This window comes from Rahnella sp. NRRL B-41462 (genome assembly GCF_003263525.1).
Lineage (GTDB): Bacteria > Pseudomonadota > Gammaproteobacteria > Enterobacterales > Enterobacteriaceae > Rahnella > Rahnella aceris.
The window spans coordinates 84,812-97,598 of sequence record NZ_JYDF01000001.1 but is presented as its reverse complement, the minus strand read 5'-3'; the positions used below and the strand labels follow the sequence as shown (position 1 = coordinate 97,598).

General features: G+C 49.6%; 13 protein-coding genes and 1 pseudogene. 3 read left to right on the top strand and 11 right to left on the bottom strand.

The window, feature by feature from the left end; genetic code table 11:
• Nucleotides 1–27: 27 nt before the first annotated feature.
• Nucleotides 28–282: a YfhL family 4Fe-4S dicluster ferredoxin gene (locus UC14_RS00580; protein WP_013576714.1), complete on the top strand. Its 255-nt coding sequence runs from the start codon at nucleotides 28–30 to the stop codon at nucleotides 280–282.
• 34 nt (nucleotides 283–316) lie between these two features.
• Here UC14_RS00580 and acpS read toward each other — a convergent pair whose 3' ends face one another.
• The 7 genes and pseudogenes from acpS to lepA all read right to left on the bottom strand — a co-directional run bounded on the left by acpS (nucleotide 317) and on the right by lepA (nucleotide 6,879).
• Nucleotides 317–697, bottom strand: a complete 381-nt coding sequence (gene acpS, locus UC14_RS00575; protein ID WP_013576715.1) for a holo-ACP synthase — start codon at nucleotides 695–697, stop codon at nucleotides 317–319.
• Nucleotides 697–1,428, bottom strand: a complete 732-nt coding sequence (gene pdxJ, locus UC14_RS00570; protein WP_013576716.1) for a pyridoxine 5'-phosphate synthase — start codon at nucleotides 1,426–1,428, stop codon at nucleotides 697–699. Before pdxJ ends, acpS begins: the two co-directional genes overlap by 1 nt.
• Nucleotides 1,429–1,531: 103 nt before the next feature.
• Entirely contained in the window at nucleotides 1,532–2,269 is a 738-nt protein-coding gene (recO, locus tag UC14_RS00565; RefSeq protein ID WP_112197065.1) for a DNA repair protein RecO, read from the bottom strand.
• An 11-nt stretch (nucleotides 2,270–2,280) separates the two neighbouring features.
• Nucleotides 2,281–3,185 (bottom strand): annotated as a pseudogene (era, locus tag UC14_RS00560) (GTPase Era).
• Nucleotides 3,182–3,862: a ribonuclease III gene (gene rnc / locus UC14_RS00555; protein WP_013576719.1), complete on the bottom strand. Its 681-nt coding sequence runs from the start codon at nucleotides 3,860–3,862 to the stop codon at nucleotides 3,182–3,184. Before rnc ends, era begins: the two are co-directional and overlap by 4 nt.
• A gap of 211 nt (nucleotides 3,863–4,073) precedes the next feature.
• Nucleotides 4,074–5,051, bottom strand: coding sequence for a signal peptidase I (gene lepB / locus UC14_RS00550; protein ID WP_013576720.1), 978 nt, complete (start codon nucleotides 5,049–5,051; stop codon nucleotides 4,074–4,076).
• A gap of 28 nt (nucleotides 5,052–5,079) precedes the next feature.
• On the bottom strand, nucleotides 5,080–6,879 hold the full coding sequence (lepA, locus tag UC14_RS00545; protein ID WP_037036754.1) for a translation elongation factor 4: 1,800 nt from the start codon (nucleotides 6,877–6,879) through the stop codon (nucleotides 5,080–5,082).
• A 424-nt stretch (nucleotides 6,880–7,303) separates the two neighbouring features.
• Here lepA and UC14_RS00540 point away from each other — a divergent pair, with 424 nt between their 5' ends.
• Nucleotides 7,304–8,122, top strand: coding sequence for a hypothetical protein (locus UC14_RS00540; protein WP_013576722.1), 819 nt, complete (start codon nucleotides 7,304–7,306; stop codon nucleotides 8,120–8,122).
• Between the two features lie 60 nt (nucleotides 8,123–8,182).
• Here the strand turns inward: UC14_RS00540 and rseC are convergent, their stop codons facing one another.
• Genes rseC through rpoE form a run of 4 tightly spaced genes read right to left on the bottom strand, consistent with a single transcriptional unit; the run spans nucleotide 8,183 to nucleotide 10,911 of the window.
• The gene (rseC, locus tag UC14_RS00535) at nucleotides 8,183–8,659 is read right to left on the bottom strand and encodes a SoxR-reducing system protein RseC (RefSeq protein WP_037036752.1); all 477 of its coding nucleotides are present in this window, start codon (nucleotides 8,657–8,659) and stop codon (nucleotides 8,183–8,185) included.
• Between the two features lie 48 nt (nucleotides 8,660–8,707).
• Nucleotides 8,708–9,658, bottom strand: a complete 951-nt coding sequence (gene rseB, locus UC14_RS00530; protein WP_112197064.1) for a sigma-E factor regulatory protein RseB — start codon at nucleotides 9,656–9,658, stop codon at nucleotides 8,708–8,710.
• Complete coding sequence (gene rseA, locus UC14_RS00525; RefSeq protein WP_013576725.1) at nucleotides 9,658–10,305, bottom strand: anti-sigma-E factor RseA; 648 nt, start codon at nucleotides 10,303–10,305, stop codon at nucleotides 9,658–9,660. Before rseA ends, rseB begins: the two co-directional genes overlap by 1 nt.
• 30 nt (nucleotides 10,306–10,335) lie before the next feature.
• Entirely contained in the window at nucleotides 10,336–10,911 is a 576-nt protein-coding gene (gene rpoE / locus UC14_RS00520; protein WP_013576726.1) for an RNA polymerase sigma factor RpoE, read from the bottom strand.
• Between the two features lie 214 nt (nucleotides 10,912–11,125).
• Between rpoE and nadB the strand changes: the two genes are divergently transcribed.
• On the top strand, nucleotides 11,126–12,727 hold the full coding sequence (gene nadB / locus UC14_RS00515; RefSeq protein WP_015690322.1) for an L-aspartate oxidase: 1,602 nt from the start codon (nucleotides 11,126–11,128) through the stop codon (nucleotides 12,725–12,727).
• Nucleotides 12,728–12,787 lie beyond the last annotated feature (60 nt).

Genomic DNA, 12,787 nt, shown 5'->3' with positions numbered 1-12,787 from the left:
TGTTTATTAAACATAAGAGAAAACGTCATGGCCCTGCTGATCACACACAAATGCATTAATTGCGATATGTGCGAACCGGAGTGCCCGAATCAGGCGATCTCGATGGGCAATGAGATTTACGAAATTGACAGCGATCGGTGTACGGAATGCGTCGGACATTATGATAAACCAACCTGTCAGAGCGTCTGCCCGATCGACAATACCATCATCATCAATCCGCAACACACCGAAACCAACGAACAGCTTTGGGATAAATTTGTGGCATTGCATCACACGCTGTAATCACGCCGTGATGCAATGCCAAAAATAAGTAGTATTAGTTTTCTATGATTACAGTGGCACAGGCATAACGCCTTTCATCCGCCAGGGTAACATGAACCGATTTCACACCCATCTCGGCCGCCATTTCCGCCGCGCGGGCATGGAAAACCAGACCTGGTTTCCCCAGCACATCATTGACGACTTCAAATTGCTCAAACGCCAGACCGTTGCGGATTCCGGTTCCCAGCGCTTTAGCCGCGGCTTCCTTGACAGCAAACCGCTTCGCCAGAAATCGGACCGGTTGCTGATGTTGCTCATAAACCGCCCATTCATTCGCGCACAAAATACGCTTCGCCAGACGGTCGCCACTGCGTTCAATCACCGCTTCGATACGGGAAATTTCAACGATATCCGTACCTAAACCTAAAATACTCATTACCGGCGCGCTTCCCGCATCAGGTTTTTCATTTCACGTACTGCACAAGATAATCCGTCGATAACAGCCTGACCGATAATCGCATGGCCGATATTCAGCTCATGCATTTCAGGCAATGCGGCGATCGGCTGCACGTTGTGGTATGTCAGACCGTGGCCGGCATTCACTTTCAGACCTTTACCGGCTGCATATGCCGCGCCCTGTTTAATGCGCTCCAGCTCGGCCTGACGTTCAAGGTCAGTTTTCGCTTCAGCATAAGCACCGGTATGGATTTCGATATAAGGCGCCCCCACAGCAACAGCAGCATCAATCTGGCGCATATCCGGGTCGATAAACAGGGAAACCAGTATGCCCGCTTCGCTGAGACGGCTGACTGCAACGGTCATTTTATCCAACTGACCAGCCACATCCAGCCCCCCTTCGGTCGTCACTTCTTCGCGTTTTTCGGGCACCAGACAGCAGAAATGCGGTAAAACTTCACAGGCAATACCGACCATTTCATCGGTGACAGCCATTTCGAGGTTCATGCGGGTTTGGATAGTCTGACGCAGGAGGCGTACGTCGCGGTCGGTGATATGACGGCGATCTTCACGCAGGTGGACGGTGATCCCATCAGCACCAGCCTGCTCAGCGATAAATGCCGCCTGAACCGGATCAGGGTAAGCCGTACCGCGTGCATTACGCAGTGTCGCAATGTGATCAATATTAACGCCCAACAGCAACTCAGCCATAACAGCTCCAGATTTAAGAATGAATTGATTTATGAATGGAACAAAAAGCTAATTTCTGCAGTTTACACCCTTGAGAGTGGCGGCGTGTAGCCCGGAGTCCGAATTAGCTGGAAGAATTGTCAGAAGGTGAGACAGGTTTTTTGACCTGAAACTGGCGGAAGAGCTCGCGGCTTTTCAGGGGTTTGCCGCCAAGATAAGGTTTCAGCGCCATACGGGTAAAACGCTTGGCAGCCCGCAGCGTTGAGACATCCGGGAATTCACGGCTGGCCAGTGCTTTCAAATCTCTGCCGGTGAAACTGGAATTATCAATCACCAGACTGGCGATAAAACCTTTTTCTTCACGGTAACGGTACGTCATGGTGTCACTGACTTCTTCACCGCTGCCTGCGCAATGCAGGAAATCCACGCCGTAACCCAGATGATGTAAAAGAGAGAGTTCGAACTGACGCAACGCATACTCAGGAGAACCGCTGGCACTGGCGAGATTTTGCAGACAATTGAGATAATCGAAGAACAACGAAGAGTAATTAGCTTCCTGCTCAAGCACCCGAGAAACGAGTTCATTGACGTACAGACCGCTGTAAAGCATCAGACCAGAAAGGGGAAGTGCCAGGGAGACCGGTTCAGCATTACGCAAGGTTTTCACTTCGCCCCGCCCGCTCCAGCGAACCAGTAAAGGCGTAAAAGGCTGCAGGCAGCCTTTTAAATTGGACCGGCGACCACGCACACCTTTAGCCAGTATGCGAACCCGCCCTTGTCCCTCAGTGAACAGATCCAGCATTAAGCTGGTTTCACTGTAAGGTCGCCCATGCAAAACAAATGCGCGTTGCCAGCCTTCCATAGGCGCGGACCTTATAAGTCGTCTACATAACCCAGACTGCGCAACGCACGTTCGTCGTCTGCCCAGCCGGATTTGACCTTAACCCACAACTCAAGATGGACTTTCGCTTCAAACATGTTTTCCATGTCATGGCGGGCTTCAATGCCAATCGTCTTGATTTTAGAGCCTTTATTGCCGATAACCATTTTCTTCTGGCCTTCACGTTCTACCAGAATCAGGCCATTGATGTCGTACCCACCCCGTTCATTGCTGACAAAGCGTTCGATTTCAACGGTCACAGAATACGGCAGCTCTTCGCCCAGGAAACGCATCAGTTTTTCACGGATGATTTCAGAAGCCATAAAGCGCTGTGAACGGTCAGTAATGTAATCTTCCGGGAAGTGATGAACCGCTTCCGGCAGACGTTTACGCACCAGAGCCGCGATAGTATCAACATTCGTTCCTTTCTCTGCAGAGATAGGCACGATATCGACGAAGTTCATCTGCTCACTAAGGAATTGCAAATGTGGCAACAACTTAGATTTGTCGGTGACGTTATCAATCTTGTTGATCGCCAGCAGAACCGGTGATTTCAAATCACGCAGTTTGTTAACCACCATTTCGTCATCCGGAGTCCAGTGAGTGCCTTCAACAACGAAGATCACCAGTTCAACATCACCGATTGAGCTGCTTGCAGCACGGTTCATCAGACGGTTGATGGCCCGTTTTTCTTCAATATGCAGCCCGGGGTATCCACGTAAATGGCCTGATAGGGTCCTTCGGTATGGATACCCATGATACGGTGACGCGTGGTTTGCGGTTTGCGGGAAGTAATGGAGATTTTTTGCCCCAATAATTCATTCAGCAAGGTAGATTTGCCGACGTTAGGACGGCCTACGATTGCAACAAAACCACAGTAATTCTTTTCTTCGCTCATTCAAGCTCCAGCTGTATCAGCGCTTGTTCCGCTGCCGCCTGCTCGGCTTTACGGCGACTTGAACCGGTTCCTACAACCGGCTGGTTCAAGCCACTGACCTGGCAGTGGATGGTAAACTCCTGATCGTGCGCTTCACCGCGAACCTGCACAACCAGATAAGAAGGCAACGGCAGATGGCGACCTTGCAAAAACTCCTGTAAACGGGTTTTTGGGTCTTTCTGCTTATCACCGGGACTGATTTCGTCTAAACGACTACGGTACCAATCGAGAATCAGCTTTTCGACGGTCTGGATATCACTGTCCAGAAACACGCCGCCAATGAGTGCCTCCACCGTATCCGCAAGAATCGACTCGCGGCGGAAACCACCACTTTTCAATTCGCCCGGCCCTAAGCGTAAGCATTCGCCGAGATCGAATTCACGCGCCATTTCCGCCAGCGTATTTCCACGTACTAACGTGGCACGCATGCGACTCATATCGCCCTCGTCTACGCGAGGAAAACGATGATACAGCGCGTTAGCAATGACATAACTAAGAATTGAGTCACCCAGGAACTCTAAACGCTCATTGTGTTTACTGCTTGCGCTGCGGTGAGTCAGTGCCTGCAATAAAAGCTCCTGCTGTTGAAAAGTGTAGCCCAGCTTCCGCTGAAGCCTGTTTATTACGATGGGATTCATGAGTTACCAATAGACTAAGAATGCGTCAAAAACTTCAGCATACGGAACAGGCCTGCTTCGCCCTAAGCCAATCCAAAGCTGTTTCGTTTGCAGTGGCTCCCTCTGTTCGTCTTAAATTAAAATTTAAAATCAGGGGAGCCAACTTTTATCGCCCGAAAGGATATTCTACAACGAGTGGAAATATAATGCTGCGCTAATAGGCATCATTAAATTAATGAATTCCACCAATACGGCTTAAACGAACACCGGTAGGCCATTCGCCTTCCTGTTTTTTAAAGCTCATCCAAATTGCAGAAGCTCTACCCACTAAATTCTGTTCCGGCACAAAACCCCAATAACGGCTGTCAGCGCTATTATCACGGTTATCACCCATCATGAAATAATGGCCAGCCGGCACCACCCATGTCCCCAGTGGCTGACCCGGTTGCTGATAATAAGCCCCCAGTTGGTCACGTGCACCTGGCACGGTCAGAATACGATGCGTCACATTGCCCAGCGTTTCATTGCGCTGTACAAGACGAATACCGTCTTGCGGCACGTTAGCGGACGGCGGCGTTTCAAAGAAACCACTACTCGCTTCGCCGCCCGAAGACTGACCAAAAGTCTGCACGAAATCACTGGCAACACCGGAATCATATGTCACAGCCAGCGCGGTGCTGCAATTTTTGCCCGTTTCGCAAGCAGGCTGAACGGTCACCTGCTTGCTGAACGGATCGTAAGTCACCCGGTCACCGGGCAAGCCTACCAGGCGTTTAATATAGTCCACGCTCGGGTTTTGCGGATATTTAAATACCACCACATCACCACGTTTCGGTTCACCGGTTGAGATCAGCTTGGTTTGAGTAATGGGATCTTTCAGGCCGTAGGCATATTTCTCAACCACGATGAAATCACCAATAAGCAGCGTCGGCATCATCGAGCCAGACGGGATCTGGAAAGGTTCATAAATAAATGAACGCACCACAAACACAACTAACAAGACAGGGAATACCGAAGCACAGGTTTCCACCCAGCCCGGTTGCTTCGCCACTTTGTTCAGCGTTGAATCGTCAACAGCACCACCCGTTTCAGCCTTAATTTTAGCAACTTTAGCCCGGCGTGCGGGTGCCAGCTTGAAACGATCAAGGCACCAGATAATCCCTGACACCAGCGTTGCAACCGCCAGAATCAGGGCAAACATGTTAGCCATGCATACTCCCTACGACTCAATAAAGGATTTACTTGCTGTCTTTGCCCACGTGAAGAATGGCCAGGAACGCTTCTTGTGGTAACTCAACATTACCCACTTGTTTCATGCGTTTCTTACCATCTTTCTGTTTCTGCAAGAGTTTCTTCTTACGGCTGACGTCGCCGCCATAACATTTGGCGAGAACGTTTTTACGTAATTGCTTCACGGTTGAACGGGCAATGATGTGAGCACCAATCGCCGCCTGGATAGCAATATCGAACTGCTGACGCGGGATCAGTTCCTGCATCTTCTCAACCAGCTGGCGTCCACGGAACTGGGAATTGCCACGGTGAGTGATCAGCGCCAGTGCATCCACACGGTCGCCGTTGATTAGAACATCAACACGTACCATGTCAGAAGTCTGAAAACGTTTGAAATTGTAATCAAGCGACGCATAACCACGTGACGTTGACTTCAGACGGTCGAAGAAATCGAGTACCACTTCCGCCATCGGGATTTCATAAGTCAGTGCGACCTGATTACCGTGGTAAACCATGTTGGTCTGGACACCACGTTTCTCAATACACAAAGTAATCACGCTACCCAGATATTCCTGTGGCATCAGCATGTGACACTCAGCGATAGGCTCACGCAGTTCCAGAATGTTATTCAGTGCAGGCAGTTTAGACGGACTGTCTACATAGACAGTTTCATTGCCAGTTGTCAGAACTTCATAAACTACTGTCGGTGCTGTGGTGATCAGATCCAGATCGTATTCACGTTCCAGACGTTCCTGAATGATTTCCATGTGCAGCAGCCCCAGGAAGCCACAACGGAAACCGAAGCCCAGCGCGGTAGAACTTTCTGGTTCGTAGAACAGGGATGCATCGTTAAGGCTAAGCTTGCCTAACGCATCACGGAAGTTTTCATAATCATCGGAGCTGACCGGGAACAGGCCGGCGTAAACCTGAGGTTTCACTTTCTTGAAACCCGGCAGCGCTTTGTCAGCAGGCTGACGAGCCAGAGTCAGGGTGTCCCCCACTGGTGCGCCGAGGATATCTTTAATCGCGCATACCAGCCAGCCGACCTCACCGCAGTTCAGAATGTCTTTATCGACACGCTTAGGCGTGAAAATACCCAGGCGATCGGCGTTATAAACCTGCCCGGTACTCATCACTTTAATTTTGTCGCCCTTTCTCATGGTGCCATTTTTGATACGCACCAGAGAAACAACGCCGAGATAGTTATCGAACCATGAATCGATGATCAACGCCTGAAGTGGCGCCTCAGGATCACCTTCCGGCGGTGGTACATCACGCACCAGACGCTCCAGCACTTCTGGCACACCGACACCGGTTTTCGCTGAACAACGAACAGCATCCGTGGCATCGATACCCACGATGTCTTCGATTTCCTGTGCTGCACGATCGGGATCGGCGGCCGGTAAGTCGATTTTGTTCAGCACCGGCACGACCTCCAGATCCATTTCCATCGCGGTATAGCAGTTTGCCAGCGTCTGGGCTTCAACACCCTGACCAGCATCCACCACTAATAATGCGCCTTCGCAGGCAGCGAGAGAGCGGGATACTTCATAGGAAAAGTCAACGTGCCCCGGCGTGTCGATAAAGTTCAGGTGATAAACCTGACCATCTTTTGCTTTGTAGTCGAGCGTCACGCTTTGCGCTTTGATGGTGATGCCGCGTTCACGCTCAAGATCCATTGAGTCGAGGACCTGCGCTTCCATTTCACGGTCGGCTAAGCCACCGCAAATTTGAATAATACGGTCTGACAGCGTCGACTTACCGTGGTCAATGTGGGCAATAATGGAGAAATTTCGTATATGCTTCATTATAAAAGTTTTTCTACCTTGGTATTTCTGAATCATTCGCCATGAACATACAGCGACGGTTTGTAGGTTGGCTGTCTTTCGCCTAAGTCGCAGCATTCTACATGCCAGCACCATGAAAACCTAGTCTCCGCACACCCTAACTCCAGATTATGCGAGCTTTCTCAGGATGAAATCCCCACATTTTCATTTGTTTTCATTACCGGAGCGTCTGTGTGCTTCCTAGGTTTGTCTCAGTCCGGTATTCCATGTATGGGCTTCCTGCCTTTTGGTTTTAGGAAAATCCCCATATACAGAAACGCGTATTGAAACTTAATATATTGTTATAAAAGAAATTACATAATTTCTAACTCATAAAGTTCTCATTCAACTTCTTCCACAAATATCTTTTTTATTTTTAATTCAATCCGGTCACAAGGTTATCAATATGATCAATGAAGGGCGGCTGCTCAGTCAGCATGGCTTTGCCAAAGCCAACTCTTGGATCACTCTGGTCCTGTCTGTGTTGTTGTTGATCGGCGGCGCAGTGCAAATTGCATTTTTGCTGGCCTTTGGCCACACCGCAGAGGGGCTGCATACCGTAATTTTGTCCGCGCTGCTCAGTATTGCCCTGGGGGTGGTGCTCATCCTGCTGCGACGTCTGATACGACCCAATCAATTCTATCAGCTTCATGAAAATGGAATTTTAGTTATAAGCCAAACGGATAAAAAAAATCGTTTTATTCCTTTTGACCGCATCATGGATATATATCGATTCAGAACCGGAAAATACACCCGTCGTATTTTAAATACGATGATCTTCCGTGAGGGAAATAGCAAAACCTGGCATCGTATTACGCCAAACATTGCCAATTCTGAAAGATTAATTGAAGTCATTAAAAACGAACACCTGATGTATCGCGGCCCATGGGCCCTAAACAGGCTGGCTCAGGGGGGAGATATTCTTTTTACATATCTGGTGAATCCACATTGCGGGTGGAAAAGATTTATCGGCGCTAACCTTCTGGCGCTGAACGAAAAAAAGATACATCTGAGCGCGTTGGTGTTAACCACCGACGAAGGGAAAATAGTGCCTGTTGAGGATATTCAGTTTATCAGTGGCGGCAGCAACAGCCCGTTAATACGTCTGCTCGATAAACACGGCCGCATCCTTTTCTCTGTAGAGTATACATCGCTTTCTAGCGCAGATCTTTTCATCGCATTGATCGAGCATATGATCCAAAACCGTATACCGGTCAGAAACTAAAAAAATGCCACAGGGTTAGCGAACACTGTGGCATTTTTAAGCACTGTAGAATGCAGAAAGTTAAGAAGGGAGTTTGCTTTCAACCGAATAACGGAAAGCATCAGGAGGCAAACCCACCTGCAAGATGACTGGCTGGTAACCTGCTTTTCCATCGACTTTCGCAGCCAGTGCTTTAGCAATCAGGAAACCTAATCCACCACCCAACACCGCACCAATAACCGCGTATACATCTGCTTTCAGCAAGGCCTGCAACGCACCACCACCCGCAATCACACCAAAGAGCGGCGTCATATAAACCAGCAACGCCGAGCGCAACAGGCTTCCTTCCGGTATCCCCAGTTCAACTTTCTGACCAGGTGCAAGAGGCTCGTTAACGCTGACCTGAAGATTATGTTCAGTCTGCGGCCCTAACTCATTCAATACGCGAGCGCCACACCCTGAACGTGAATGGCAACTACTGCAACCCGCCTGTGTTTCACAACGCAACGTCGCAATACCGTCTTTCCACGACACCACCGTGGCCCATTCTTTCATCATGTAATCACCCTGTATTTCTATTGCGAAGGCAGTTTTTCTGATTAAAAGCTACTTTTCTGAGAAAACGATGCTATCGGCAACACGTTTGGCAGTCGAAGGAGGAAGCTCACCGACGACCGTAATTTCATTGCCATTGCGTATTTCAGTCTGCACAGTTCTGCGCCCTTGCCTGATCAACTGCTCAGAAGGGCCATTAGTTGTTGCACTGACATTGACAGAGAAACTGAACAATCCGTCAGTGTACAGCCGCGATTCTATCGATACGGGCATATTGGGCAAGTTTCGGCGGCTACTTGCCACCTCTGTCACGCCAGCCGGCAGCCATTTTATTTGCCAGTCAAACTTCACCTGCTCAGACGCAGGTAAAGACAGCACAGGCGGTAAACTGGCTTTTTCGAGATCAGAAAGCGTTCCAACAACTTGTTCTCCCTCATCAAAACTGATCACACGGAACTGCTCAAGCGTTTCACCGTCACGATCCAGTAAATCGACACGCATCGGCAATTTCGTCTGCTCATCGATCCATATGACATAACTGAATCGGGTACCATCGCGGGATACAACTCTGATCACCTGACTCAGGCGATCCGCTGTGCGTGCGCGGCCTACGGCGATAAAATCGTAGTATTTGGTCAGAAGAGAAAAATCGCTGAACACGATGGAAGGCAGGGAATCAACGATATGATCGCCATCCAACGTAAAGGGCTGTAAACCGGTCTCAAAGTAGCTGACGTCTTTTCCACGCTGGACAATTTCACGGCGCGGGCCATCCATCAAAACCAGTTGAGCGAGGTAAGTTTGATGAGAGACAGCATGACGATAGCGAAAGGAATCAATCCCTTGCTTCGTAATGTTGATAAAACCCATTTCATAATTCAGCGTCTGGGAAGCTTTGCCCATCTCTTGCAGTAACGCCTCGGAAGAAGAATCTGCCGAGGCGATACTTGGAGTAAGCAGGCTGCCCGCAGCTAAACAAACGGCAAACCAAATTTGCTTCATTACTGCGTTTGCGTTCCTAAAGACTGAGTTCCTGGGACCTGAACAGCGGCTTGCTGAGGAGTAACTGGTTCGAGTTGAAGCTGCTCTGAATGCAAGCGACGCTGCAATTCGTAATCCTGCAACATCGCATTAATGCGCTTACGTTGCTCCTGAACATTCTGTTGCCCGCTGGTGGTATTGCCTTCATTTGGCACGCCGAAGCTCACCGGGGAGGCTTTACCCATCATAGGCAACGTATTGAACGCTGGGGTTTCCGGAGAAGCACCCGATGCGTCAGGCTGGTTATAATGCTGAACGCCAACAATCACAGCAAGTGATACACAAGCAGCCACGCCGACCTGAGTCAACTGACTCGCCCAAGGGCGCACCTTTTGCCAGAATGGCATTTTTTGCCAGGTATGAGGCTGAGGTTGTGATTCGGTTGCTGAACCCGGCACCAGTTTTACCGGCTCATTAGCCAGCGCTGCGGCCACACGGTCTGCGATATCCAGATGCACAACGTTCCCAATATCACCACGTAAGGTATCGCGGATCAAATGATAACTCTGCCAGTCTTGCTGAAGCCTGGTATCTGTTGATAACGAACTTAACAGTTCGGTATCAATGGCTTCACCATCCATCAGAGCGGAAAGCTTTTCTTTCTGCATGCCTAAGTATCCTTCCTGTGTCCGTCATCTCTAACGCTGGATGAGCGGTTGAACTTTGTTATCAATTGCTTCCCGGGCACGGAATATACGGGATCTCACCGTACCCACCGGACAATCCATGATGGCGGCTATTTCTTCGTAGCTCAATCCATCCAACTCCCTCAAGGTAATCGCCATACGAAGATCTTCAGGAAGTGCTTCAATAGTACGGAAAACAATCTTCCGTAACTCTTCAGACAACATCAAGTTCTCAGGGTTCGAAATTTCTTTCAGTGCACCGCCACTTTCGAAATTTTCGGCTTCATTCGCGTCGACATCACTGGATGGCGGGCGTCGCCCCTGAGCAACTAAATAGTTTTTCGCTGTGTTGACTGCAATACGATACAGCCAGGTATAAAAAGCACTGTCGCCGCGGAAAGATTCCAGCGCACGATATGCTTTGATAAAAGATTCCTGAACCACATCAGGCACATCACCTTGTGGCACATAGCGGGATACAAGGCTCGCTACCTTATGCTGGTAACGAATAACCAGTAAATTGAACGATTTTTGATCACCCTTCTGGACCCGCTCAACCAGAACCTGATCGGCTAACTGCTCGCTCATCCGAGGTAAAATCTCCCCAAAATCTTCTCCGCGCTTAAAGTCGTACTGCCAGCTTTCATCATTATATTCCTGAGCAAGTACTGCTTGGAGTTCACATGAAACATTAAGTTCCACATCGCCGTTGTTTTTTCTATTGAAGTCTCAAGCCCGTGGCTTTTGCACGGGAGTTTAGGCTAACATGAATTTCCCTCTTCTTCTGCAAACATCATACGTTATGCAACCTTCATCTGAATTTGTTAGCGATGTATTGATAATCGGAAGTGGCGCTGCAGGCCTTTCTTTGGCTTTGCGACTTGCAGACCACTGTCATGTCACTGTTCTCAGTAAAGGCCCGCTCAACGAAGGCTCAACATTTTACGCCCAGGGCGGGATTGCCGCCGTTTTCGACGAAGCAGACAGCATTGCCTCACATGTTGATGACACATTAATTGCCGGTGCGGGCTTATGCGATAAAGAAGCTGTTGAATTTATCGCGAGCAACGCACGTCATTGTGTCCAGTGGTTGATCGACCAGGGCGTACTGTTTGATACCGAAACCAACACAAGCTCAGAAGAACGTTATCATCTGACACGTGAAGGCGGCCACAGCCACCGTAGGATCCTGCATGCTGCTGATGCTACAGGTAAAGAAGTAGAGACTACGCTGGTTGGGAAAGCAAGGGCACACGCCAATATTTGCGTGAAAGAACGCTATAATGCCGTTGATTTAATTACCTCAAGCAAGCTTGGATTGCCGGGGACACAACGCGTCGTTGGCGCGTATGTCTGGAACCGCGATAAAGAGCACGTTGAAACGCTCCGTGCCAAGGCCGTTGTACTGGCTACGGGGGGCGCAGCCAAGGTCTATCAGTACACGACCAATCCAGATATCTCTTCCGGCGATGGCGTCGCCATGGCGTGGCGTGCAGGCTGCCGTGTTGCCAATCTTGAATTCAACCAGTTTCACCCGACGTGCCTCTATCACCCTCAGGCACGTAACTTTCTGCTGACGGAAGCACTGCGCGGCGAAGGTGCCCTGCTCAAACGCCCGGATGGCACCCGTTTTATGCCGGATTTCGATGAACGAGGAGAACTGGCACCGCGCGATGTGGTGGCACGGGCCATCGACCATGAAATGAAGCGTCTTGGCGCCGACTGCATGTATCTCGATATCAGCCATCGCCCGCCGGAATTCATTAAGCATCATTTCCCGATGATTGATGAAAAGCTGCAATCACTGGGTATTGATCTGACCAAAGAGGCGATCCCGATTGTTCCGGCTGCGCATTACACCTGCGGTGGCGTAATGGTTGATCAGCACGGGCGCACCGATCTCGATGGTTTGTATGCGATTGGCGAAGTCAGTTATACCGGCCTGCATGGCGCTAACCGTCTGGCCTCTAACTCACTGCTGGAATGCGTGGTTTATGGCTGGTCGGCAGCAGAAGATATAATTAAACGTCTGCCGCATGCCAAACTGGCGACAAATATTCCGCAATGGGATGAAAGCCGGGTGGATAATTCCGATGAGCAGGTGGTCATTCAGCATAACTGGCATGAATTGCGGCTGTTTATGTGGGATTACGTAGGGATTGTACGCACGACAAAACGTCTTGAGCGTGCGTTGCGCCGCATCATGACGCTGCAACAGGAAATTGACGAGTATTATGCCAACTTCCGTATTTCCAATAATTTGCTGGAATTGAGAAATCTGGTGCTGGTTGCCGAGTTGATCGTCCGCAGTGCCCTGGAACGCAAAGAGAGTCGAGGACTGCATTTCACGCTGGACTATCCTGATCTACAGGAAAATCCGCAGCCGACCATTTTGCAGCCGTAATATTTGCAGCAATGGTATCGGGAAAGTGCGAAGGAACGCACTTTTTGAAAGCCCAGCCAT

Coding starts and splice junctions, on each gene's coding strand:
- UC14_RS00580 (WP_013576714.1), top strand. CDS start 28: ATGGCCCTGCTGATCACACACAAATGCATTAATTGCGATATGTGCGAA.
- acpS (WP_013576715.1), bottom strand. CDS start 697: ATGAGTATTTTAGGTTTAGGTACGGATATCGTTGAAATTTCCCGTATC.
- pdxJ (WP_013576716.1), bottom strand. CDS start 1,428: ATGGCTGAGTTGCTGTTGGGCGTTAATATTGATCACATTGCGACACTG.
- recO (WP_112197065.1), bottom strand. CDS start 2,269: ATGGAAGGCTGGCAACGCGCATTTGTTTTGCATGGGCGACCTTACAGT.
- rnc (WP_013576719.1), bottom strand. CDS start 3,862: ATGAATCCCATCGTAATAAACAGGCTTCAGCGGAAGCTGGGCTACACT.
- lepB (WP_013576720.1), bottom strand. CDS start 5,051: ATGGCTAACATGTTTGCCCTGATTCTGGCGGTTGCAACGCTGGTGTCA.
- lepA (WP_037036754.1), bottom strand. CDS start 6,879: ATGAAGCATATACGAAATTTCTCCATTATTGCCCACATTGACCACGGT.
- UC14_RS00540 (WP_013576722.1), top strand. CDS start 7,304: ATGATCAATGAAGGGCGGCTGCTCAGTCAGCATGGCTTTGCCAAAGCC.
- rseC (WP_037036752.1), bottom strand. CDS start 8,659: ATGATGAAAGAATGGGCCACGGTGGTGTCGTGGAAAGACGGTATTGCG.
- rseB (WP_112197064.1), bottom strand. CDS start 9,658: ATGAAGCAAATTTGGTTTGCCGTTTGTTTAGCTGCGGGCAGCCTGCTT.
- rseA (WP_013576725.1), bottom strand. CDS start 10,305: ATGCAGAAAGAAAAGCTTTCCGCTCTGATGGATGGTGAAGCCATTGAT.
- rpoE (WP_013576726.1), bottom strand. CDS start 10,911: ATGAGCGAGCAGTTAGCCGATCAGGTTCTGGTTGAGCGGGTCCAGAAG.
- nadB (WP_015690322.1), top strand. CDS start 11,126: ATGCAACCTTCATCTGAATTTGTTAGCGATGTATTGATAATCGGAAGT.